The following is a 22,989-nucleotide window of genomic DNA, read 5'->3' on the forward strand; positions in this document are numbered from 1 at the left end:
CGGGCAGCAGTCGTCGGACTGCGCCGGGGTGGGCGGGCGCGCCGGGGGCGGGCGCGGCGGAGCGGGGGCGAGCAGGCTCGATGGGGGCGGCCGGTTCACTCCGGGACGGGTGCGGCGGGTCGGGTCACGTCAGCGGGCCGTACAGCTCCGGACGCCGGTCGTGCAGATACGGGTTGGTCTCCCGCGATTCCTTCAGGAAAGCGGCGTCGACATCGGCCTGCACCAGCTGCTCGGTGCGGCCGGCGCGGGTGCGCACGATCCCGTCGGGACCCGCCAGGCAGCTGAGCCCCACGAACTCGAACTCGCCTTCCGCGCCGACCCGGTTGACGTACGCGACGTACATCTGGTTCTCGAAGGCGCGCACCGGGATGACGGACTCGGCGACGAACTGGAAGGGGTGCATCTGGGCCGTGGGCACCAGCAGCAGATCGGTGCCGGCCAGCGCGTGCGCCCGGACGTTCTCCGGGAACTCCACGTCGTAGCAGATCATGACGCCCACCCGGACGCCGTCCAGCTCGGCCTGGACCACGGGATGGTCGCCGGGAGTGAACCACTCGCGCTCGAAGCAGCCGAACAGGTGCGTCTTGCGGTAGTTCGCGAGCCGGGCGCCGTCCGGGCCGATGAGCTGCGCGGAGTTGTAGACCGGCGCGCCCTCGTCCGGGACGGCACGCTCCGGGTAGCCGTAGAGCACCGCGATGCCGTGCTCGGCGGCGATCTCGCCGATGGCCCGGGCGCCGGCGCCGTCGGCCGGCTCGGCGAGGCGCCGGACGCCGTCGCCGATGGCGTATCCGGTGAGGAACAGCTCGGGGCAGGCGAGCAGCCCGGCGCCGGCGGCCGCGGCCTCACGCGCCGCGTCGCGCAGCACGCCCAGGTTGTACGCGATGTCGCCGGGCCGTCCCGAACTCTGGAGCAGGGCGGTACGGAGCGACGACATGGGACCCCTCGGCTGGACGGTTCGGGTGGGAACGCATTGACGGTACGGGCCCACGGTGACCCGGGACAAGGCGCCACCGTTGCGCGCCGGTGGAGCATTCGTTGCGCGTTGAAGCGGCTCGGCGGCGATTCGTTGCGCGCGGCGTTGTCGCAGGTCGGGCGGGGGTGCCGGCCTCGGACCGGCGGACGGGAGGGCGCATGCTCAGGGTGGTCCCGGGTGGTGAGCGGTGGTTCCGCGCGGGCGGCTGACGGATCCGCCACGGGGCGGGGCGCAAGTCCCAGGGACACCCCCCGCCGGAGCGCCTCCGGCAGCGGGTGACAGCGGCGACAGCGGACCGTTGGCACTTGACGGCCTTGACCTGAAGTTCACTTGAGGTAGCAGGATCGCCGCCATGGACACTTCCACCGCAGCGATGCGGCACCAGCTCCAGTACCTCACCGACCGCGCCGAGATCGACGACCTGTTGGGCCGCTACGTCCGGTCCTTCGACGAGGGGACCTTCGACGAGCAGTGGGCCCGCGCCTTCCACACCGAGGACGTCACCGCCGACCTGCCCATCGGCACCGTCCACGGCCGCGACGAGCTGCTGGCACATGTCAGTGGTGCGATGGACCTCTTCGACCGGACCGTGCACCTGGGCACCAACGCCACCATCGAGATCGACGGCGACCGCGCCACCGCACGTGGCGCCCAACTGAGCACTCATATCCTGGCGGACGGCTCCGAGGGCCTGTTCATCTCCGCCGGCCTCGCCGACACCGAACTGCTGAGAACCGCCGAGGGCTGGCGGATCCATGCCTCGGCGCTGCGCGTCGTATGGACCCAGGGCACCCCGCCCCGGCTTCCGCAGGACCGGATCGCGCGGCCGGACGACCTCGACGCTCCCGGGCCGGAATGAGCAGCGCGGGCCAGGCGGGCCTTTGCGGACACGCCCTAGCGCGGTGCCCCGGACCCGAACCGCCGCAGCAGCGGCGAGAGCACCAGCACGGACTTCGTCCGCTCCACGAACGGCTCGCCCGCGATCCGCTCCAGGACCCGCTCGAAGTGCCGCATGTCGGCGGCGAAGACCTGGACGATGGCGTCCGCCTCACCGGTGACGGTGGAGGCGGACGCCACTTCCGGGTAGCGCGACAGGCCGCGGTGGATCGCCTCGGGCGAGGTGTTGCGACTGCAGTAGAGCTCGATGAAGCCCTCGGTCTCCCAGCCGAGCGCGGCCGGATCGACCCGCACCGTGAAGCCGGTGATGGCCCCGTCCGCCCGCAGCCGGTCCACCCGGCGTTTGACGGCCGGCGCGGACAGGCCGACCTCTTGGCCGATGTCGGCGTAGCTGCGCCGGGCGTCCTCGGCGAGGGCGTGGACGATGCGTTCGTCGAGATCGTTCAGTCGCACTGCGGGTGGATCACTTCTCTGCCGTGGCCAATCGGGACCGGCGCATGCCGTATCCGAAGTAGACCACAAGGCCCACGGCCATCCAGACGCCGAAGACCACCCAGGTCACGGTGTCCAGGCTGCCCATCATGTAGACGCACAGCACGAAGCCGATCACCGGGAACAGCGGGGAGAGCGGCGTACGGAAGGACCGCGGCATGTCCGGCCGGGTGCGGCGCAGCACGATCACCGCGACGTTGACCAGGCCGAAGGCGAAGAGGGTGCCGATGCTGGTGGCGTCGGCCAGCTGGCCCAACGGCACCGCCGCGGCGAGCACACCGCAGAACAGCGAGACGATCACGGTGTTGGCGCGCGGCGCGCCGCTCTTGGGGTGCACCTTGGAGAACACCTTCGGCACCAGGCCGTCCCGGGACATCGCGAAGAGGATCCGGGTCTGGCCGTACAGCACGGTCAGCACGACACTCGCGATGGCGACGACCGCGCCCACGGCCAGCAGCACCGCCCAGATGTTCTGCCCGGTGACCTCCTTCATGATCCCGGCGAGCGCCGCCTCCGAGCCCTCGAACTGCTTCCAGGGCAGCGCGCCCACGGCGATGGCCGCGACCAGGCAGTACAGCGCGGTGACGATCACCAGCGAGAGCATGATCGCGCGCGGCAGATCGCGCTGCGGGTTCTTGGCCTCCTCGCCGGCCGTGGAGGCCGCGTCGAAACCGATGTAGGAGAAGAAGAGGGTGGCACCGGCGGCGCTGACGCCCGCCATGCCCATCGGCATGAAGTCGGCGTAGTTGCCGGACTTCACTCCCTGCACCGCGACGCCGCAGAACAGCAGCAGCGCGAGGATCTTGACGGCGACCATGATGGTGTTGGCGCGGGCGCTCTCCTTGGCACCGCCCAGCAGGAAGACCATCGCGAGCACCACGACGAGCAGGGCCGGCAGATTGAAGATGCCGCCGTCGCCCGGAGGGGCGGAGAGCGCGTCGGGAATGGTGAATCCCAGGGTCCCGTCGAGCAGTTCGTTGAGGTACTGGCCCCAGCCGACGGCGACCGCCGCGACCGAGACGCCGTACTCCAGGATCAGACACCAGCCGCAGACCCAGGCGACCAGCTCACCGAGCGTGGCGTAGGCGTAGGAATAGGACGATCCCGAGACCGGGATGCTGCCGGCCAGCTCCGCGTAGGACAGGGCGGAGAACAGGGCGGTGATGCCGGCGATGACGAACGAGATGATGACGGCGGGCCCGGCGTCCGGGACCGCCTCGCCGAGGACCACGAAAATGCCGGTGCCGAGGGTGGCACCGATGCTGATCATGGTCAGCTGCCACATGCCCATCGAGCGGCGGAGCGTTCCGCCCTCGCCTTGACCCCCTTCGGCGACCAGCCGCTCGACCGGCTTGCGTCGCATCAGCCGGGTACCGAGACCTCCGGAGGAGGGCGGCCGCGAGTTGCGGTCCCCTCCGGGTGGGGCTGCGCCGTGCTCCAACACTGGGGTGGCTCCTTCATCGCTGCCGGTCAGATGACGGCGACCGACGGCGGGTGCATGCGCGGGCAGGGCAGAACAGCCCGCTGCAGGAGACCGCCGAGCAGGCGGTCACCGCCACTCCACGTACAGCGCTTGACCTTACGGGCCGCCCCTGACCTGCCGTAATGCAGGTTCCTTGCGCAACCGCGGCCGATCGTTGCGCACCAGCGCGGGCGACGGTGGTTCATTGCGCCCGCCGGCCGCTCACCAAGGGTACGAACTCCCGGACACCGTCGGGAACCGGCCACGGCTGCGACGACCGTGGCGCCCCTGAACGGCGGCCGGCCCCGCACCATGATCGGTGCGGGGCCGGCGAACGCGCGCGGGGGACGGTCCGTCCACGGGGCCGACAGCGGCCCCGGGCGGGTCAGCTCCAGCTGTCGTGCAGCGGCTTGCCCTCGGCGTAACCGGCGGCGCTCTGCACACCGATCACGGCCTTCTCGGCGAACTCCTCCAGGGAGCCCGCTCCGGCGTAGGTGCAGGAGCTGCGGACTCCCGCGATGATCGTGTCGATCAGGTCCTCGACACCGGGCCGGGACTGGTCGACGAACATCCGCGAGGTGGAGATGCCCTCCTCGAAGAGCCCCTTACGCGCCCGGTCGTAGGCCGACTCCTCGCTCGTACGGTTGCGCACCGCACGCGCGGAGGCCATGCCGAAGCTCTCCTTGTACGGACGGCCTTCGGCGGTGTGCTGGAGGTCGCCGGGCGATTCGAGCGTGCCGGCGAACCACGAGCCGATCATCACGTTGGACGCGCCGGCGGCCAGCGCCATCGCGACATCGCGCGGGTGGCGTACGCCGCCGTCCGCCCAGACGTGCTTGCCCAACTTCTTGGCCTCGGCCGCGCACTCCCGCACCGCGGAGAACTGCGGGCGGCCGACGCCGGTCATCATGCGGGTGGTGCACATCGCGCCGGGGCCCACCCCGACCTTGATGATGTCCGCGCCGGCCTCGATGAGGTCGCGCACGCCCTCGGCTGCGACGATGTTGCCCGCCACGATCGGGACCTGCGGGTCCAGCGACCGGACGGCCTTCACCGCGCTGATCATGGACTCCTGGTGGCCGTGCGCGGTGTCCACGACGAGCGTGTCCACGCCCGCGTCCAGCAGCGCCTTGGCCTTGCCCGCCACATCGCCGTTGATGCCCACGGCGGCCGCGATGCGCAGCTTGCCGTCGGCGTCGGTGGCCGGGGTGTAGAGGGTGGCGCGGAGGGCGCCCTTGCGGGTCAGGATGCCGACGAGCATGCCGTCCTTGTCGACCGCGGGGGCGAGCTTGCGGTTCGCGGCGTCCAGACGGTTGAAGGCGTCCCGCGGGTCGATGTCCGCGTCCAGCACCAGCAGGTCCTTGGACATGACCTCGGAGACCTGGGTGAAGCGGTCCACGCCGGCCAGGTCGTGCTCGGTGACGACGCCGACGGGCCGGCCGCCCTCGACGACGATGCCCGCGCCGTGCGCCCGCTTGTGGAGCAGCGACAGGGCGTCGGCGACGGTCGCGATCGGCGACAGCACGATCGGCGTGTCCAGGACGAGGTGACGGCGCTTGACCCACGTCACGACCTCGGTGACGACGTCGATCGGGATGTCCTGCGGGATGACGACGAGGCCACCACGGCGGGCGACGGTCTCGGCCATCCGGCGGCCGGCGATCGCGGTCATGTTGGCGACCACCAGCGGAATGGTCGTGCCGGACCCATCGGGGGAGGAGAGATCCACGCCCTGGCGGGATCCCACCGCGGAGCGGTTGGGCACCATGAACACGTCGTCGTACGTCAGGTCGTAGGGCACCGAAGAACTCTCTTCGAGGGCGCCGTTCTTCGGATTCAGGAATCGCATACCGCCAGGATACGGGCCCTGACCAGCACTCATGCGATTGTCCGATGACTCGGTGAGCCGTGTGTGTGATCTGCCAAACAGCCGTCACCCTGCGGCACGAAGGCCCGTACGCCCCTCACCCAGGGGCATCGCCGCGCCCCGCTCCCGGCCTACCGGGAGGCCACCACGACCCGCCTCCCCCTCCGCCGAAGGCCTCGCTACGCGCCCTGCCGCGCCCGCCCCCGGGCCATGATCACGGCCAGTGCGGTGTCCGTGCCGCGCCAGAACCCGACCGCGTCCGCCAGCACGCCCTCCACCACGCTCCAGTCCTCCGGGGCCGCGGCCGCGTATCCCTGCCAGCCCGTCATCACCAGGAGCCTGCCTCGGTCCGCGGGGCACCACGACAGGTCGGTGAGGCAGTCCGCGAGCGCGTCCCAGTTGCGCCCGAACCAGTCCGGGAGCCGCAGCGACCGGGCGCAGCACTCCATGAAGCCGTCCTTGTCCAGGACCCCTTCGAGATCGAGCCTCGCGCCGCTCCAGCCTGCCTCCCGCGCCGCGCACAGCGCGTCCGAGACTGCGCGGTCCGGGGGCCAGGGCAGCACCCCCGCGGGCGTACTGCCGTCAAGCACCGCCGCGAGCGGCCGGGGCACAGAACCCGTCATCGGAGCACCGCCTTGAAGGTCCGGTAGTGGTCATCGGTGTAGTAGGTCTCGTGGCTCTCCCCCGTGATGAGGCGGCGGGCACCACGGTCCCGCGAACCCGGGGTGGGAACGGTGTACTCGTGGTAATGACCGCGCGGCTGACGGGGCAGCAGCCGCTCGTGGTTGCCGAAGACGGCGCCGTCCTTCGCGTACGGGTAGGGCCCGCCGGCATCGATGCGCCGCAGCGTGTCCCGCGCCTGGGCCGGGAGCCGGTCCGCCGGCTCGACGGGCATGCCCTTCGCCCAGGCCGGTACATCGGGCGTACGGGAACCGCCATACGAACCCGTACCGACGGCACCGGTGGCGGACGGCGACGATCCGAGTGAACTCCCGTTGCTGCCATCGCTCGTGGTGCAGCCGGTGAGCGCCAGGAGCAGCCCGGCGAGCAGCGCGCCGAGAACGGCGACGGCACGGCGCGGGGTGGAACGGATCACCATGGCGCCGATGCTGTCACAGCGGCGCCCGAGCCGCCCGCCGGTGCGCACGCCGCGCAACCGAGGTCCCGGACCCGAGGGGCATCGCTGCCGGGCGGCAGGAAACGGATCGGCCGGCGGCGGGCCGCACGCCCGCTGCCGGCCGATCCCCATCGAGCCGACGGGCCTTCACGCCCCGTCAGGGTCCGTCCGGTCGAGGGCGGGACGCGGGCCCGGCCCGGTCTCCAGGAGCAGGTGGTCGGCGGCGGCCGTGTCCGTCACCAGGCTCGTGACCAGCCCGGAGCGCAGCACCGCGCCGATCGCCGCGGCCTTGCGGGCTCCGCCGGCGATCGCGACGACCTCGGGGATGCGGCGCAGCCGGTCCGCCTCGACGGTGATGCAGCGCTCGCCGAGGTCCCGGCCGATACGCCGGCCGTCGGCGTCGAAGAGATGCGCGGACATCTCGGCGGCGGCGCCGAGCGAGGCGTAGTGCTCCCGCTCCTGCTCCGACAGCATGTCGTAGACGGTCGAGACGCCCGGCTCCCAGGAGCCGATGGAGACGCAGGCGACGGTGACCTTGTCGAAGTACTCGAACGCGCGGGCGATCCCGGTCTGGCCGCGCAGCGCGGCGGCGGTCGCCGAGTCGGGCAGCAGCATGGGCGCGTAGATCGGGTGCGCCTCGCCGCCGGAGACGTCGGCGGCCCGGCGGACCGCTTCGACCGACCCGCGGTCGGCGGTGCCCGCGTCATAGACGCCGGTCAGCTGCACGACGGTGCAGGGCGGAAGCCGGTGCAGCGCGGCCGCCATGTGAATGGTCGACCGGCCCCAGGCCAGGCCCAGCACATCCCCCTCGGCGACCAGCTCGCCCAGGAGGTCGGCCGCCACCTCGCCGAGGTTCTCCGGGTCGGCGGCGTCCTCGGACGCGTCCGCGGGAGACTCGACGACGACCGCGTGCCGCAGGCCGTAGCGGGCTCGCAGGGCATCGGAGCGTTCGGCGTCCAGTTCGGAGGGCACGCGGATCTCGATGCGTACGAGATCCCGCTCCAGGGCCGTCTCCAGCACGCGGGCGACCTTGAACCGGCTGACGCCGAACTCCTCCGCGATCTGGATCTTGGACTTGCCCTCAAGATAGAAACGGCGGGCCATGGCCGCGGCCTGCACCAGCTCGGCAGGGCCCATTCCGGACTGTGGGCGGCTGGCTACCACGAAATTCTCCCCTTTGGCGCATCTGATCGAGTCTTTGCTCATCCTTTCAGAAACCCGTGGTCGGCGGGGACCAAGGACGCCCCGGCAGGTGTGAACGCTCGGTGGCGTGCCGAGGACGACCAAGGGCACGGCCACCGAAACCGGCCGGACACCCGCCCGCCGATGCCGTCACGGGGCCGGACGGACCGGGTCCGTCCGAAAAGGAGAGCCGCCCGTTCCACAACGGGCGAAGTACGGAAATCGGGCGCCCGTCATCGGCCAGGGCCGGCGACGGGCGGCACGACTTCCCGGCGGGACGAGCGTCAGTGCGCGCAGCCCCAGCCGGCCGCCGTGGCCTTGTCCGCCTTGTCCCGCAGCTCCCGGACCGCCTTCGCGGGGTCCTCCGCGCCGTACACGGCGGAGCCCGCGACGAAGACGTCCGCGCCGGCCTCCGCGCACCGCTCGATGGTGGCGGCCGAGACCCCGCCGTCCACCTGCAGCCACAGCTCCAGGCCGTGCCGGGAGATCAGTTCACGGGTGCGACGGATCTTCGGCAGCATGATGTCCAGGAACGCCTGGCCGCCGAACCCGGGCTCCACCGTCATGATCAGCAGCATGTCGAGTTCGGGGAGCAGATCCTCGTACGGCTCGATCGGCGTGGCCGGCTTGAGCGCCATGGAGGCCCGCGCACCCTGCGCCCGGATCTCCCGCGCGAGACGCACCGGCGCCGCCGCCGCCTCGACGTGGAAGGTGACCGACCCGGCGCCCGCCTCGATGTACTGAGGCGCCCAGCGGTCCGGGTCCTCGATCATCAGGTGCAGGTCGAGAGGCGTGTCCGTCGCCTTGCTCAGGGACTCGACGACCGGAACACCGAGCGTGAGGTTCGGGACGAAGTGGTTGTCCATCACGTCGACATGGAGCCAGTCGGCGCCCTCGACGGCCTTCGCCTCCTCGGCGAGGCGGGAGAAGTCCGCGGACAGGATGCTGGGGTTGATCAAGGCCATGTCCCCAGTATGGCGTGACCCCCATCGCCCGAGGGACCCGGGCGGCGTGACCCTCGGACGTCCTTGGCCAATCGTGCGGCCGGACCCGGTTTGTCGCACTCCTCGCCCGATCCCGACCCGCCCGACACTCGGAGGGCAGTCCTAACGGACATATCACCATATTTCGTATTAGCCTCTCATCACTGCATGCAGTGGATCTCTTGCAGATCGCATCCGCTCAATTGATGGAGGACTAATGCGCAACCTTCGCAAGGCTGCCGTCGTGGCCGCCGCCCTTGCCAGCGTCAGTTTTCTCGGCGCCGGCACCGCCTCCGCCCAGCCCGCGCACGGCGGCTGGTGCAAGTCGCACGACCTGAATGTCGATGTCCTCGGCGAGATCGGGATTGCCAACGGCCTTGCGGGCAACCTGCTCAACGGCGAGGGTGACCCCGGGGGCCAGGACACCCACCAGGGCTCGATCATGGGCTGCGGCGGCGGCCACGGTCACTGAGTGCCGGCAGTCGCGTAGGTGACGAAATGGGCCCCGGCGTCCGCCCCACAGGGCGGGCGCCGGGGCCCATTTGTCGACTCATCAACTTCGTCGGCTCATCGGCCGCACCACATGTGCAGTCGGAGGAAGACCCGGCCGTCCGGGCACTTCCCCGAACGCCCGCGACGGACCTGCCTCAGGCCATCCGCCGCAACAGCGCCAGATACATCGCGTCCGTGCCGTGCAGATGCGGCCAGAGCTGCACGTCCGGTCCGTCACCGAGGGCCGGCACATCCGCCATCAGCGGCCGCGCGTCGACCCACTCGACCTCCACGGCCGGACCGCCGCGCCCCTTGATGACGTCCTCCACCACGGCCCGCGTCTCGGCCGGGTGCGGCGAGCACGTCGCGTAGCCGACGACGCCGCCGACCCGCACCGCCGCCAGCGCCTGCCGCAGCAGCTCACGCTGGAGCGGCGCGAAGCCGTCCAGGTCCTCGGGGCGGCGGCGCCAACGCGCCTCCGGCCTGCGGCGTAGCGCGCCAAGGCCGGTGCACGGCACATCCACCAGCACCCGGTCGAAGGCACCGGGCTGCCAGGACGGACGGGTGCCGTCGGCGGCGATGACCTGATACGGACCGGGGTTGCCTTCGAGGGCCTTGGCCACCAGGCGGGCACGGTGCGGCTGCTTCTCGGAGGCCAGCAGCACGGCACCGCGCTGCGCGGCGAGCGCGGCCAGCAGCGCGGCCTTGCCACCGGGGCCCGCGCAGCCGTCCAGCCACGCCCGGTCGCGGCCCTCGACGGGCGCGTTCGCCAGGGCGATCGCGACGAGCTGACTGCCCTCGTCCTGCACGCCGGCACGCCCCTCGCGGACCGCGTCCAGCGCTCCCGGCTCGCCGCCCTCGGCGAGCCGCACCGCGTACGGGGACCACCGCCCGGGCAGCGCGCTGTCCTCGCCGACGGTGTCCAGCAGCTCCTCGGCGGTCGCACGGCCCGGTCGCGCCACCAGGGTCACCTCGGGGCGTTCGTTGTCCGCCTCCAGCAGGTCCTCGATGCCGGCACGCCCCCCGCCCAGGGCATCCCACAGGGCGGAGACGATCCAGCGGGGGTGCGCGTGCACGATGCCGAGGTGGTCCTCGGGGTCCGCGTCGTAATCGGGGGCGACCCGCTCCAGCCAGCCGTCCAGGTCGTGCGCCGCGATCTTGCGCAGTACGGCGTTGACGAACTTCGCCCGCCCGTCACCGAGCACCACCCGCGCCAGCTCGACGCTCGCGCTGACGGCGGCATGCGTCGGGATGCGGGTGCCGAGAAGCTGGTGCGCACCGAGCGTCAGCACGTCCAGCACCGGCGGGTCGACCTCGCGCAGCGGCCGGTCCACGCACTGCGCGATGATCGCGTCGTACGTCCCCTGCCGGCGCAGCGTTCCGTAGACCAGCTCCGTGGCCAGCGCCGCGTCCCGATTGTCGAAGTCGCTGTTCTCCCGCGCCTTGCGCAGCAGGGGCGGGAGCACGAGGTTCGCGTACGCGTCCCGCTCGTCGACGGCCCGCAGCGCCTCGAACGCGAGGATCCTGACCGGGTCCTTCTGCGGGCGGCGATAGGGCTTGCTGGGGCGACGACGCGGCTGCTCAGTCACAGAAAAGGTGCTCCGGATACGAGAGAAGAGGTCCGTCCCAGCCTACGCGGGGGCCCGCGAGGGCACGCGCGGGGACGGCGGCACGAAACGGTGGACGCAGGGGGACGAAGGAGGTCGAGGGGCGTGAGGGGGTGGCCTACGGCTCCACCGCGAGCCGTGGGCGGCAGGCGCGTACCACCCCGGCGCGCTCCGCGACCGACCCGGACGCCGTGGTGTCCGGCCGAGCACGCATGCACGGAGCGGCGACGGCGTCGGGAGCGGTAGCGGGTGCGCGCCACCGCCGTGCCCGGACCCGGTCCCCCTGCGGCTCGCCCCGCCACCCCGCCTTGTCAGCCGCCCAGGCGCTCCCCGGTTTCGATCCGGACCCCGCGCGCCCAATCGGCGCCCTTCATCGGCTTCTTGCCCTGCGGCTGGACCCAGAGGAGTTCGACGGCGTGGCTCCCCGTACCGACGTACACCGCCCTCTTCGTCACGGCGAGTTCACCGGGCGCCAGGGCCAACTCCGAGTGCTGCGCGGCCGATGTGGCCGTCATCAGCTTCAGGCGCTCGCCCCGGAAGACCGTCCACGCGCCGGGCGCGGGAGCGCACCCACGGATCACCCGGTCGACGCGCAGGGCCGGCGCCGTCCAGTCCACCTTGGCGTCCTCCACCTCGATCTTCGGTGCGAGCGAGATGCCCTCGGCCGGCTGCGGCACGGAGCGCAGGGTGCCGTCCTCGATGCCGTCCATCGTCGCTGCCAGCAGCCCGGAGCCGGCGAACGCCAGACGGGTCAGGAGGTCTCCGCTGGTGTCCGTGGGCCGGACGTCCTCGGTCAACACACCATAAACGGGGCCCGAGTCCAGCCCCTCCTCGATCTGGAACGTCGAGGCGCCGGTCACCTCGTCACCGGCCAGCACCGCGTGCTGGACGGGCGCCGCGCCGCGCCACGCGGGGAGCAGCGAGAAGTGCAGGTTGACCCACCCCTTCGCGGGAATGTCGAGCGCGGCCTTCGGCAGCAGCGCTCCGTAGGCGACCACCGGACAGCAGTCCGGCGCGATCTCCCGCAGCCTGGCAAGGAAGTCCTCGTCCCGCGGCTTGGTGGGCTTGAGCACCTCGATGCCCGCCTCCTCCGCGCGCTCGGCGACGGGGCTGGCGACGAGCCGCCGCCCACGGCCCGCGGGCGCGTCCGGCCTGGTCACAACGGCCACGACGTCGTGCCTGTCCGAAGCGAGCAGGGCATCGAGGGCGGGTACGGCGACCTCGGGGGTGCCGGCGAAGACGAGCCTCATGGGTGGCGCACTACCTCTCACACGCAACGGAACGACACAACAGTCTAGGCGGCGCGGCCCCGGCCGCGAGTCGGTGACTCCCACCCTCACTCAAGGGGGCGTGCGGTCCTGCCCGCGCCCCGCGCGGAAGCTCGTACGCCCCCATACCGTGACCAGAGCCGCTGCTGTCGCGTTGGTCAAACAGCATTGACCTAGATCGGGGCGCTTGTACGGCCCGATCGCTATCACCCTTCCTTTCCACGCCGGTTCGAGAGGCTTGCTCATGGCCGACCACGCAACCCACGACGCCCAGGCGCGCGCCAGCCTGCATCTCCTGGTGCGGGACATCGAGCGGGTCCGCCGGCAGGTGGACGCGCTGCGCACGCTGACCGCTCAGCTCGGCAACGTCTACCGGCCACGGCGGACAGGTCCCTCCGCGGGATTCGTCGTGTACGGACGCGCGCCCGCACCGACGGTGCGCCTGGCCCAGGAGCTGCGGGACAGCGTCGAGACACTCGTCACCGCGGCGGTCGACTTCGACCGTTCGCTGGGCTTCTCGTGGGACGCGGTGGGTTCTGCGCTCGGCGTCACCAAGCAGGCGGTGCACCGCCGCTACGGCGCCCGCCGCGCCGCCGCCCAACCCGCCGTCGACGGCGGCGAGTCGGCCGTCCGTTCGCCCGAGGCACCCGCGCCCCGCGCCGTGACCGTGGCCGCGAGCCTGCCCGGTGCGCCGTCCGTCCCCACCGCCCGTTCCCTGCCCGCCCAGGCATCCGCATCCACCAGGGAAGATGCCCGTTCGGGTGCCTTTCCCGGCCCCCGTAACGGCTGACGCCGACACCGACGCCGGGAGCAAAGCTCCCCGACGCTCGCCAACGCCCCGGGACCGCCCGCCGACACCGGTCCCGGGGCGGCGCCATATCCGCAAGGGGTTCGGGGTTCTGACGCGCCGGCTCCCTCTACGGGTGACGTCGACGCCTTCCCCCGTACGGGACATGGAAGGTGACGTCTTCCAACTCCCGGGCGACGGTGGTCAGTCCGTCCCCGTAGGGGCCGTCGCCCGAGTCCCGACCCCACCCCGCGCGGCACCACCGCCCTCGTGCCGCGGGGCGCCCGACCTGCGCGGGTTCCCCGTTTCGCCTACCGTCTCCCGCTCCCCGGCCATCCCGCCCGGCCCCTCAGCCCAGCCACGACGCAGCGGCCCGAAGCCCGGCCCTTAGCTGGAGCGCGGCCCGGAGCTGGAGTCGGCAGTGGGGAACTCGGCAGCTCGGTCGGCGTCCGGCCGCGCGGCCGACGCCGGCCTCAGCCGAGGTCCGGCGGGTCGATCCGTACCCGTACCGGCTCGCCCTCGCGTTTCACCAGCCGCGCCGCGCGGGCGGCCTTGAGTGCCGCGGCGAGCGCGGCGCCCTGGCCCGGCCGGACGCGTACGAGAGCGCGCTCCCACTCCTCCCCCGGCGGCGGGTCGCCCGGCCGACGGGGACGGCCCGGGTCGGGAACCGGCAGCGGTACCGGACCCAACACCTCGGCCCCCTGCGGGAGTTCCGTCGCCTTCAGCAGCTCGACGACATCGTCGCTGCGGCCCGCCACCGAGGCCATCCTCGACACCGGCGGAAAACCCAGCTCGGCCCGCTCCGCCAGCTCACGCACCGCGTGCCCGACCGGATCCCAGCGCACCAGGGCCTGGACGGGGCGCAGCGTCGCCTCCGCGATGACGGCGACCGTGCCACCGTCGGCGTGGCCGCGGACCAGCGCCGCGGCGCCCAGCCAGCGGCGCAGCGCCTCCTCCCCCGCCCGGAGGTCCGGCCGCCCGAGCAGTGCCCAGCCGTCCAGCAGCAGTGCCGCGGCATACCCGCCGCCCTCAGCCACCGGCTCCGCACCCGGGGTGCTCACCACCAGCGCGGGGACACCGGGTACGGACGTCAGCACGTGATCGCGGCCGGAGGTACGCACCGGGACGGCAGGGAAGGCCCGGCCCAGCTCCTCCGCCGTCCGCCGCGCGCCCACGATCTGGGCCCGCAGCCGGGCGCCACCGCACTCCGAGCAATGCCAGTCCGGCTCCGGGCGCCCGCACCAGGCGCAGGCCAGCTCGCCGGCGCTCTGCGACTCCAGGGGCCCGGCGCAGGCCCGACAGCGGGCCGGGGCGCGGCACCGTTCGCACGCCAACCGCGGGGCGTACCCGCGGCGCGGGACCTGAACGAGCACCGGTCCGCGCTTCAGTCCCTCCCGCACCACCTGCCAGGCCATCGTCGGCAGCCGGGCGGCCCGGGCTGCGGCGTCCCGCGCCTCGTCGGCATCGCCGACCGTACGCACCATCGGGGCCGCGGCCCGCACCTGCTCCCGGTCGGCGGTCAAGGGACGCGCCCAACTCGTCTCGACCAGCTGGGCCGCCTCGACCGTACAGCTCAGCCCACCGAGCAGGAATCCGGCGCGTTCGGTGACCGACCGCTGAATCAGCACCTCGCGGGCGTGCGGCTGCGGGGCGTGCGGGTCGCTGTGGCTGGCGTCGCCGTCGTCCCACAGGGCGACCAGGCCCAGGTCGGCCACCGGCGCGAACATCGCGGCGCGAGTCCCGATCACGGCGCGCACGGAGCCACGGCTGACCGCCAGCCACCGGCGGTAGCGCTCCTCGGGGCCGGAATCCGCGGTGAGCAGCACATGCCTGCCCTCCCCGATCAGCTCGCCGAGCGCCGCGTCGACCCGCGCCGCGGCCCGCCCGTCGGGCACCACGACCAGCGCGCCGCGCCCCGAGGCCAAGGCCGCGGCCACCGCCCGCGCCAGCTCCTGCGGCCAGGTCGGGCCGGGCAGCGCCGTCCACACCGCGCGCGGCGCGTCCCCGCGCGCCAGCGCCGTCAGAAAGCCGGGACCCGCCGCATACCGATCCCAACTGCCGGGATCCGGTGGCGCGTTGGGAGGAGGCGGGGCGGGTGACGGCTTGGCTTCCGCGCGCGCCCGACGAGGCGGCACCGCCAGCTGGACCACATCGGCGAGGGTGCCGGCATACCGGTCGGCCACGGCGCGGCACAGCGCCAGCAGCTCGGGCGAGAGCACCCGCTCGGTCGACAGCACCTGCGCGAGGGGGGCGAGCACCCCGCGGTAGTCGCTCTCCGCGGCCCGCTCCACGATGAACCCGCTGACCAGCTTGCCGCCCTCGCGGCGGCCGCCCTTCTCCCCCGCCCCGAACCGCACCCGCACCCGCACCCCGGGCTGGGCCTCGGCGTCCATGGCTGCGGGCACCGCGTAGTCGAAATAACGGTCGAGGTGCACCAGCCCCTTGTCCACCAGCACCCGCGCCACCGGCAGCCCGGCGGCCAGCTCCGCGCCTCGCCAGGTCCGCGGCTTCGCCCGCTCCGCCTTGGTCTCACGCACGGTCTCCCGGATGAGGGCCAGTTGCTCGCCCCCACCCGACTCCGCCCCCGCCTCCGGTCGCCCGTTCTCCCTGCTCACAGCATCAGTCCTACCAGACGCCTATGACAACGCCCGATAACGTTCCACGGCCCCGACGACCGCCACACATCACCGCGCGGACCCCGGCGACGCGAGGACCCTCGTCTTCCACGACACGGGCAGCCTCACCGCGATGCGGTTGTGGCTCCGTCAAGAGCCCGCCGGACGGCCCTCAGACCTCTGGCGGGGGGAGGGCTCGCCCTGCATGGCCCACAGCATCGCCCCCCGGGCGGTCGCAACTCCTCGCGCGCGGTGAAGCCGAAGTGCTCGTAGTAGGGGAGGTTGGATGGTTTGGGGGACTCCAGATGGACGGACAGGCCCGCCGTGTCTGCCGTGCCGGCGCCGAGCGGATCAGGGCGGCTCCCTGCCCCTGGCCGTGGGCCGCCGGACCGGCGCCGATCAACGCCAGGTGCCAGTGAGGTTCCCGCGGTGCGTGCTGGGCCGCTGCCTCGATGGGATCGCAGAACGGCAGGGCCCGGTCCCCGAGGATGGGGGGCGCAGGCGCCAGGCCAGGGCGCGGCTGACCGGACGAGCGTCGTCGACCGTTGCCTTCTTCGGGGTGCCCGTTATCGACATACGGACATTCTGCCCCTGATGATCTCCGGCCAGCGGCGGGCAGTCCGCTCGCCGGGGGCAAAGGAGTGGCCCGACAAGGGAGTCACCTGAATCGTCGGACAGCCCCTGGCCCGCAGCACGCAGGGAGCGGCGCCGTACGCCCCCGCACACCGGGAGTGCGGAGGCTCGTGCCCGCCGCCGACCGGCCACACCGCAAGCCGGGCACCCCCGGCGGCAAAAAACCCACGGCCCCGGACCGACTGGTCCGGGGCCGTGGGGTGTGCCGTGCGGCAGGGCGTGGGCCTAGAGGCCGGCGGCCTTCTGCAGCGCTTCGACGCGGTCGGTGCGCTCCCAGGTGAAGTCCTCCAGCTCACGGCCGAAGTGGCCGTAGGCGGCGGTCTGGGAGTAGATCGGGCGGAGCAGGTCGAGGTCACGGATGATCGCGGCCGGGCGAAGGTCGAAGACCTCGCCGATGGCCTGCTCGATCTTGTCCGTGTCGACCGTGGCGGTGCCGAAGGTCTCGACGAACAGGCCGACGGGCTCCGCCTTGCCGATCGCGTATGCCACCTGGACCTCGCAACGGGAGGCCAGGCCGGCCGCGACGACGTTCTTGGCGACCCAGCGCATGGCGTAGGCGGCCGAGCGGTCGACCTTGGACGGGTCCTTGCCGGAGAAAGCGCCGCCACCGTGACGGGCCATGCCGCCGTAGGTGTCGATGATGATCTTGCGGCCGGTCAGACCGGCGTCGCCCATCGGGCCACCGATCTCGAAGCGGCCGGTCGGGTTCACCAGCAGACGGTAGCCGTCGGTGTCCAGCTTGATGCCGTCCTCGACGAGCTGGTTGAGCACGTGCTCGACGACGAACTCGCGGATGTCCGGAGCGAGCAGCGAGTCCAGGTCGATGTCCGAGGCGTGCTGCGAGGAGACCACGACGGTGTCCAGCCGCACGGCCTTGTGACCGTCGTACTCGATGGTGACCTGGGTCTTGCCGTCGGGGCGCAGGTAGGGGATGGTCCCGTTCTTGCGCACCTCGGACAGGCGCGTGGACAGGCGGTGCGCGAGGTTGATCGGGAGCGGCATCAGCTCCGGGGTCTCGTCGCAGGCGTACCCGAACATCAGGCCCTGGTCGCCGGCGCCCTGCTTGTCCAGCTCGTCCTCGTCACCCTCGACCCGCTTCTCGTACGCGGTGTCGACGCCCTGGGCGATGTCCGGGGACTGCGAGCCGATGGAGACCGAGACACCACAGGAAGCGCCGTCGAAGCCCTTCTTGGACGAGTCGTAGCCGATGTCGAGGATCTTGTTGCGGACAAGATTCGGGATATCGGCGTACGCCTTCGTCGTCACCTCGCCGGCCACATGCACCAGGCCGGTGGTGATCAACGTCTCCACGGCGACCCGGGATGCCGGGTCCTCCTTCAGGAGTGCGTCGAGAATCGTGTCGCTGATCTGGTCAGCGATCTTGTCGGGGTGGCCCTCGGTGACGGACTCCGAGGTGAACAGGCGGCGGGACACATCGCTCCCTGGGGTTGCAGCGGCTGCTGGCTGATCATTGGCGGAGGGGCCGAGAGCTGCGCTCGGCCCGATCCACGTTCAGTTTATCGGTCGTAGGTGACGTTGGGGCACGCAGTCTCGATTTATGGACGCCCGTGACCTGGGACACCATGCCTCACCGTAGGACGATCACCTTGAGGGAAGGCCGGGTCAAGGGGGCGCACCGGTAGTCGTTCGGTGAACACGGCGTAACGGGGGACTCAGGGACAGGGCTCGGCGAGTCGCGCCGTCACCAGGTCCCATACGGTTTCGGCCAGCGCTTCCTTGGGCCCGTACGGCACCGGGGTCTCGCTCCCGTCGGCGGCCAGGACGACCGCCTCGTTCTCCGCCGAGCCGAAAGCCTTGTGCTCGCCGACCTCGTTGACGACCAGCAGGTCACAGCCCTTGCGGGCGAGCTTGGCACGTCCGTTGTCAAGAACATTGTCGGTCTCGGCCGCGAATCCGACCACGAGCTGGCCCGGTCGGGCGCGATCGGCGGAGATCTCGGCGAGGATGTCCGGATTACGGACCAGGGTGACCGGATCCGGCTCCTGCCCGTCCCTCTTCTTGATCTTGCCGGTGGCATAGACGGCCGGCCGGAAATCGGCGACCGCGGCCGCCATGACCACCGCGTCGGCGTCCGCCGCAGCCTTCAGCACGGCCTCCCGGAGCTGGACGGCCGTACCGATGCGTACGACGTCGACCCCGGCGGGATCCGGCAGCTCGGTGTTGCCCGCGACGAGCGTGACCCGGGCGCCGCGGGCCGCCGCGATCCCGGCGAGGGCGTAGCCCTGCTTGCCCGAGGAGCGGTTGCCCAGGTAGCGCACCGGGTCCAGCGGCTCGCGGGTGCCGCCGGCGCTGATCACGACATGGCGGCCGGCCAGGTCCTGCGTCAGCGCCCGCGCGCCCCGGGCCAGCACCCGGCGGCAGAGCTCGAAGATCTCGACCGGGTCGGGGAAGCGGCCCTTGCCGGTGTCCACGCCGGTCAGCCGGCCGACCGCGGGCTCGATCACGACGGCACCGCGACGGCGCAGGGTGGCGACGTTCTCCTGGGTGGCGGGGTGCTCCCACATCTCGGTGTGCATCGCCGGGGCGAAGACCACCGGACAGCGCGCGGTGAGCAACGTGTTCGTCAGCAGGTCGTCGGCGAGTCCGTGGGCGGCCTTGGCCAGCAGGTCCGCGGTGGCGGGGGCCACGACGACGAGGTCGGCCGCCTGGCCGATACGGACGTGCGGGACCTCGTGGACGGATTCCCAGACCTCGGTGGAGGCCGGATGGCCGGACAGCGCCGACCAGGTGGCCTCACCGACGAAATGCAGCGACGCGGCGGTCGGCACCACCCGCACGTCGTGGCCGGACTCGGTGAGCCGCCTCAGCAGCTCGCACGCCTTGTACGCGGCGATCCCGCCGCTGACCCCCAGGACGACCTTGGGCTTGTCCCGCTCCCGCATGTCCATCGCTTCGCTGCTCCCCGAGCTAGGTCCGTCCGTACGGGCCGGGTCCGTCCGTACGGTGACATACCAAGGGCCCGGCAGATGCTCCCCCAGCTGGACGCTGGCAGGTGCCCCCACCGGGCCCTTGGTGTGCACATGGTGCTGCTTACTGAGCCGGGCCCTCGATGGCCTCGGAGGTCAGCAGACCCGCGTTGATCTCGCGAAGCGCGATCGACAGGGGCTTCTCGTGGACGTGCGTGTCGACGAGGGGGCCGACGTACTCGAGCAGGCCCTCGCCGAGCTGCGAGTAGTACGCGTTGATCTGACGCGCGCGCTTGGCGGCGTAGATCACGAGGCTGTACTTCGAGTCGGTGGCCTCGAGAAGCTCATCAATTGGCGGGTTGATGATGCCCTCGGGTGCGGTCATGGAAGAGGACACTCTCTACCTTCCGAAGGGGGATGAAGCGGGTGTAACGCAAAAATCTTGGGCGGTCTGGAGGTCCGCGGGGTCAGCCGCTGTTCTTCTGGTCCCCAGGTCGACGCAGCATCAAGGCTAGCAGCTCACGGCTGACGTCCTCGACGGAGGTGTTGACAAGGGTCACATCGAACTCCTTCTCCGCGGCCAGCTCGATCCTCGCGGCCGCCAGGCGGCGCTCGATGACCTCGGGGGCCTCGGTGCCCCGCCCGGTGAGCCGGCGGACCAGCTCCTCCCAGCTCGGCGGGGCCAGGAAGACCAGCTCCGCCTCCGGCATGGACTCGCGGACCTGGCGGGCGCCCTGCAAATCGATCTCCAGCAGGACCGGCTCCCCGGACTCCAGGTGGTCCAGGACCGCCTTTCGCGGGGTGCCGTAGCGGTTGCCCGCGAACTCCGCCCACTCCAGCAGCTCGCCGTTGGCGACGAGCTTGTCGAATTCTTCGTCGTCGACGAAGAAATAGTGGATGCCGTGCCGTTCCCCGGGGCGCGGCTTACGGGTGGTGGCCGAAACCGAGAGCCAGACCTCGGGGTGGACTTTGCGCAGATGAGCGACGACCGTGCTCTTGCCGACCCCCGAGGGGCCGGAGAGCACGGTCAGTCGCGGACGAGCGTCCGGGGGCGCGGGGGTCGTCCCCCGGGATGTTGCAGCCATGGGGCGATTATTCCAGCTTCCCGGTGGTACCGGGAAACTCAGGAAGCAGGGCTGCCGAACTCGCGCTCCAGCGACGCGATCTGGTTGGAGCCAAGACCCCGTACGCGGCGGCTCTCGGAGATCCCGAGCCGCTCCATGATCTGCTTGGCGCGGACCTTGCCGACGCCGGGCAGGGACTCCAGCAGGGCGGAGACCTTCATCTTGCCGATGACGTCGTTCTCCTGCCCCTGCTTGATGACCTCATGGAGGGATGCACCGGAGTGCTTGAGCCGATTCTTGACCTCGGCGCGCTCCCGGCGAGCCGCGGCGGCCTTCTCGAGCGCGGCTGCGCGCTGTTCAGGGGTAAGGGGCGGAAGAGCCACGCCTACGTCACCTCGGATGTCGAACTGTCGGATACGGACCGGTGTGGAACCTAGTCGCCCCGCACCTGCGGAGCAACGAGCAACGCGCTTACGTGCGGTGCTCTCGACGGAGACTAGCGGCCGACGGCGCCAGAGTCAGCGAGAACAGACGAAAAGTCCTGGTCAGACTCTGCTGACCAGGACAATTCGGGATCAAACTCACGCCTGGAGGGCCGCCGACTGCACTTCATCGGCGAACTGCGCCGCGGCCGCGCGCAGTGCGGCGATGTCCGGACCGTGCCGCAGCACCCCTCGGCTGACGCTCGGCACGACGTTGCGTACCGCACTTCCGAAGACCCCGGGGAGGTCGGCGGGGGTGGCGCCCTGCGCACCGATACCGGGCGCGAGGAGCGGTCCGTTGATCGCCAGGTCGAACGACGAGAGATCGCCGAGCGTGGCACCGACCACCGCGCCGAAGGAGCCCAGCGGCTCGGCACCGGCGTTCTCGGCCGCGAGGTGGCCGAGCATCGTGGCGGCGACGGAGGTGCCGTCGGCCCGTACGGCCCGCTGGACCTCCTGGCCCTCCTCGTTGGAGGTGAGGGCGAGCGTGAACAGACCGCAGCCGTGCTCGCGGGCGAGATCCACGGCGGGGCGCAGCGACCCGTAGCCGAGGTAGGGGCTGACCGTGACGGCGTCCGAGAACAGCGGGGAGGCCGGGTCGAGGTAGGTGGCGGCGTAGGCGGCCATCGTGGAGCCGATGTCGCCGCGCTTGGCGTCCATGACGACCAGCGCGCCGCGCTCCCGCGCCTCCTCGACCGCGGTCTCCAGGACGGCGACACCGCGGGAGCCGAAGCGTTCGAAGAAGGCGGACTGCGGCTTGAGGACGGCGACGCGGTCGGCCAGCGCCTCGACGACGGTACGGGCGAACCGCGCCAGGCCCGCCACGTCGTCGTTCAGGCCCCAGTCGGCCAGCAGCGAGGCATGCGGGTCGATGCCGACGCAGAGCGGGCCACGCTCGTCCATGGCACGGCGCAGACGGGCCCCGAAGGCCGGCGGGGACTGCCGCTGCCCTGAGGGCGCCGTCGAGGGGCTGTGGTCGGGCGAGGGGCCGGCCGTCATGCGGTCACCTTCTTGTGCTCGGCGCCGACGGCGTCGGCGAGGGTGGCGTACGGGCTGTTGCGCAGCCGGGCGGCCAGGCCCTTGTGCAGGGCGCGGCACCAGAAGGGGCCCTCGTAGATGAAGGCGCTGTAGCCCTGGACCAGGGTGGCACCGGCCAGGATGCGCTGCCAGGCGTCCTCGGCGGTTTCGATGCCGCCGACCCCGATGAGGGTGATCCGGTCGCCCACACGGGCGTACAGGCGGCGCAGCACCTCCAGGGAGCGCTCCTTGACGGGTGCGCCGGACAGGCCGCCGGTCTCGGCCACCAGGGCCGGGTCGGAGGTCAGGCCGAGACCGTCGCGGGCGATGGTGGTGTTGGTGGCGATGATGCCGTCCAGGCCGAGTTCGACGGCGAGGTCGGCGACGGCGTCGACGTCCGCGTCGGCGAGGTCCGGGGCGATCTTGACCAGCAGCGGGACCCGGCGGTCGGTGACCGTACGGTCGGCGGCCTCGCGGACGGCGGTCAGCAGCGGGCGCAGGTGGTCGACGGCCTGGAGGTTGCGCAGGCCCGGGGTGTTCGGGGAGGAGACGTTGACGACCAGATAGTCGGCGTGGGCGGCGAGCCGCTCGGTGGAGGTGACGTAGTCGCCGACCGCCTCCTCCTCCGGAACGATCTTGGTCTTGCCGATGTTGACCCCGACGGCGGCCTTGAAGACCGGGTTGCGGGCGGCCAGGCGGGCCGCCACGGCCGCGGAGCCCTCGTTGTTGAAGCCCATGCGGTTGATGAGCGCGCGGTCCGGCACCAGCCGGAACAGGCGCTTCTTGGGGTTGCCCGGCTGGGGCTGCGCGGTGACGGTGCCGATCTCGACGTGGTCGAAGCCGAGCATCGTCATGCCGTCGATGGCGACCGCGTTCTTGTCGAAGCCGGCGGCCAGGCCGAACGGGCCGTGCATCCGCAGGCCCAGCGCCTCGGTGCGCAGCTCCTTGTACCGGGGCGCGAGGGCGGCCGCGACGAAGGTGCGCAGGACCGGGATCCGGGCGGCGCGGCGGATCCAGGCGAAGGCCTGGTGGTGGGCCTGCTCGGCGTCCATCCGCTGGAAGAAGAGCTTGAAGAACAGGTGATACATGGCGTGCCTTCCACGCGAGTGAGCGGGCGCGAGTGA

Annotated in this window: 21 protein-coding genes and 1 pseudogene; 3 read left to right on the plus strand and 19 right to left on the minus strand. The window is 72.0% G+C overall.

Annotated elements, in window-relative coordinates; genetic code table 11:
- Nucleotides 1-124: 124 nt before the first annotated feature.
- Nucleotides 125-934, minus strand: a complete 810-nt coding sequence (locus ACH4FH_RS21270; RefSeq protein ID WP_398557440.1) for a carbon-nitrogen hydrolase family protein — start codon at nt 932-934, stop codon at nt 125-127.
- Nucleotides 935-1,325: 391 nt separating this feature from the next.
- Between ACH4FH_RS21270 and ACH4FH_RS21275 the strand changes: the two genes are divergently transcribed.
- The gene (locus ACH4FH_RS21275) at nt 1,326-1,832 is read left to right on the plus strand and encodes a nuclear transport factor 2 family protein (RefSeq protein ID WP_398557441.1); all 507 of its coding nucleotides are present in this window, start codon (nt 1,326-1,328) and stop codon (nt 1,830-1,832) included.
- A gap of 35 nt (nt 1,833-1,867) precedes the next feature.
- Here the strand turns inward: ACH4FH_RS21275 and ACH4FH_RS21280 are convergent, their stop codons facing one another.
- The 7 genes from ACH4FH_RS21280 to rpe form a co-directional block, all read right to left on the minus strand.
- Nucleotides 1,868-2,323, minus strand: a complete 456-nt coding sequence (locus tag ACH4FH_RS21280; RefSeq protein ID WP_393894181.1) for an Lrp/AsnC family transcriptional regulator — start codon at nt 2,321-2,323, stop codon at nt 1,868-1,870.
- A 10-nt stretch (nt 2,324-2,333) separates the two neighbouring features.
- The gene (locus ACH4FH_RS21285) at nt 2,334-3,806 is read right to left on the minus strand and encodes an amino acid permease (RefSeq protein WP_398557442.1); all 1,473 of its coding nucleotides are present in this window, start codon (nt 3,804-3,806) and stop codon (nt 2,334-2,336) included.
- A gap of 403 nt (nt 3,807-4,209) precedes the next feature.
- Nucleotides 4,210-5,673: a GuaB1 family IMP dehydrogenase-related protein gene (locus ACH4FH_RS21290; protein ID WP_398557443.1), complete on the minus strand. Its 1,464-nt coding sequence runs from the start codon at nt 5,671-5,673 to the stop codon at nt 4,210-4,212.
- A 197-nt stretch (nt 5,674-5,870) separates the two neighbouring features.
- Nucleotides 5,871-6,314, minus strand: coding sequence for a barstar family protein (locus ACH4FH_RS21295; RefSeq protein ID WP_398557444.1), 444 nt, complete (start codon nt 6,312-6,314; stop codon nt 5,871-5,873).
- Nucleotides 6,311-6,790, minus strand: a complete 480-nt coding sequence (locus tag ACH4FH_RS21300; protein WP_398557445.1) for a ribonuclease domain-containing protein — start codon at nt 6,788-6,790, stop codon at nt 6,311-6,313. The genes ACH4FH_RS21295 and ACH4FH_RS21300 overlap by 4 nt, the downstream gene beginning before the upstream one ends.
- A gap of 165 nt (nt 6,791-6,955) precedes the next feature.
- The gene (locus ACH4FH_RS21305) at nt 6,956-7,945 is read right to left on the minus strand and encodes a sugar-binding transcriptional regulator (RefSeq protein WP_398557624.1); all 990 of its coding nucleotides are present in this window, start codon (nt 7,943-7,945) and stop codon (nt 6,956-6,958) included.
- 329 nt (nt 7,946-8,274) lie between these two features.
- Nucleotides 8,275-8,955 (minus strand): ribulose-phosphate 3-epimerase, encoded by a 681-nt coding sequence (gene rpe, locus ACH4FH_RS21310; RefSeq protein ID WP_398557446.1) that lies wholly within the window; start codon nt 8,953-8,955, stop codon nt 8,275-8,277.
- Nucleotides 8,956-9,190: 235 nt separating this feature from the next.
- Here rpe and ACH4FH_RS21315 point away from each other — a divergent pair, with 235 nt between their 5' ends.
- Nucleotides 9,191-9,445 carry a hypothetical protein gene (locus ACH4FH_RS21315; RefSeq protein WP_398557447.1) on the plus strand — a complete coding sequence of 85 codons (255 nt, stop codon included), beginning with the start codon at nt 9,191-9,193 and terminating at the stop codon, nt 9,443-9,445.
- Nucleotides 9,446-9,620: 175 nt separating this feature from the next.
- Here ACH4FH_RS21315 and ACH4FH_RS21320 read toward each other — a convergent pair whose 3' ends face one another.
- Together ACH4FH_RS21320 and fmt are read right to left on the minus strand one after the other, a co-directional pair.
- Complete coding sequence (locus ACH4FH_RS21320) at nt 9,621-11,054, minus strand: RsmB/NOP family class I SAM-dependent RNA methyltransferase (RefSeq protein WP_398557448.1); 1,434 nt, start codon at nt 11,052-11,054, stop codon at nt 9,621-9,623.
- Nucleotides 11,055-11,383: 329 nt separating this feature from the next.
- Nucleotides 11,384-12,322, minus strand: a complete 939-nt coding sequence (gene fmt / locus ACH4FH_RS21325) for a methionyl-tRNA formyltransferase (RefSeq protein ID WP_398557449.1) — start codon at nt 12,320-12,322, stop codon at nt 11,384-11,386.
- 262 nt (nt 12,323-12,584) lie between these two features.
- Here fmt and ACH4FH_RS21330 point away from each other — a divergent pair, with 262 nt between their 5' ends.
- A complete protein-coding gene (locus ACH4FH_RS21330; protein WP_398557450.1) occupies nt 12,585-13,130 on the plus strand; it encodes a hypothetical protein in 546 nt (181 codons plus the stop codon).
- Between the two features lie 470 nt (nt 13,131-13,600).
- On the opposite strand, the gene ACH4FH_RS21335 is transcribed toward ACH4FH_RS21330, so the two are convergent.
- The 9 genes and pseudogenes from ACH4FH_RS21335 to ACH4FH_RS21375 all read right to left on the minus strand — a co-directional run bounded on the left by ACH4FH_RS21335 (nt 13,601) and on the right by ACH4FH_RS21375 (nt 22,953).
- Nucleotides 13,601-15,742, minus strand: coding sequence for a primosomal protein N' (locus ACH4FH_RS21335; RefSeq protein ID WP_398557451.1), 2,142 nt, complete (start codon nt 15,740-15,742; stop codon nt 13,601-13,603).
- Nucleotides 15,743-15,892: 150 nt separating this feature from the next.
- Nucleotides 15,893-16,232: pseudogene (locus tag ACH4FH_RS21340) on the minus strand (GNAT family N-acetyltransferase); the annotation flags it as partial.
- Between the two features lie 368 nt (nt 16,233-16,600).
- A complete protein-coding gene (gene metK, locus ACH4FH_RS21345; RefSeq protein ID WP_398557452.1) occupies nt 16,601-17,809 on the minus strand; it encodes a methionine adenosyltransferase in 1,209 nt (402 codons plus the stop codon).
- A 239-nt stretch (nt 17,810-18,048) separates the two neighbouring features.
- The gene (coaBC, locus tag ACH4FH_RS21350; RefSeq protein WP_398557625.1) at nt 18,049-19,284 is read right to left on the minus strand and encodes a bifunctional phosphopantothenoylcysteine decarboxylase/phosphopantothenate--cysteine ligase CoaBC; all 1,236 of its coding nucleotides are present in this window, start codon (nt 19,282-19,284) and stop codon (nt 18,049-18,051) included.
- Between the two features lie 142 nt (nt 19,285-19,426).
- A complete protein-coding gene (rpoZ, locus tag ACH4FH_RS21355; RefSeq protein ID WP_017242218.1) occupies nt 19,427-19,699 on the minus strand; it encodes a DNA-directed RNA polymerase subunit omega in 273 nt (90 codons plus the stop codon).
- A 70-nt stretch (nt 19,700-19,769) separates the two neighbouring features.
- Nucleotides 19,770-20,387 carry a guanylate kinase gene (gmk, locus tag ACH4FH_RS21360; protein WP_398557453.1) on the minus strand — a complete coding sequence of 206 codons (618 nt, stop codon included), beginning with the start codon at nt 20,385-20,387 and terminating at the stop codon, nt 19,770-19,772.
- Nucleotides 20,388-20,425: 38 nt separating this feature from the next.
- Complete coding sequence (locus ACH4FH_RS21365; protein ID WP_043263484.1) at nt 20,426-20,749, minus strand: integration host factor; 324 nt, start codon at nt 20,747-20,749, stop codon at nt 20,426-20,428.
- A 198-nt stretch (nt 20,750-20,947) separates the two neighbouring features.
- Nucleotides 20,948-21,847 (minus strand): orotidine-5'-phosphate decarboxylase, encoded by a 900-nt coding sequence (gene pyrF, locus ACH4FH_RS21370; protein ID WP_398557454.1) that lies wholly within the window; start codon nt 21,845-21,847, stop codon nt 20,948-20,950.
- The gene (locus ACH4FH_RS21375) at nt 21,844-22,953 is read right to left on the minus strand and encodes a quinone-dependent dihydroorotate dehydrogenase (protein ID WP_398557455.1); all 1,110 of its coding nucleotides are present in this window, start codon (nt 22,951-22,953) and stop codon (nt 21,844-21,846) included. Before ACH4FH_RS21375 ends, pyrF begins: the two co-directional genes overlap by 4 nt.
- Nucleotides 22,954-22,989: the final 36 nt, after the last annotated feature.

It is taken from the genome of Streptomyces sp. NPDC017993 (assembly GCF_044328065.1).
Lineage (GTDB): Bacteria > Actinomycetota > Actinomycetes > Streptomycetales > Streptomycetaceae > Streptomyces.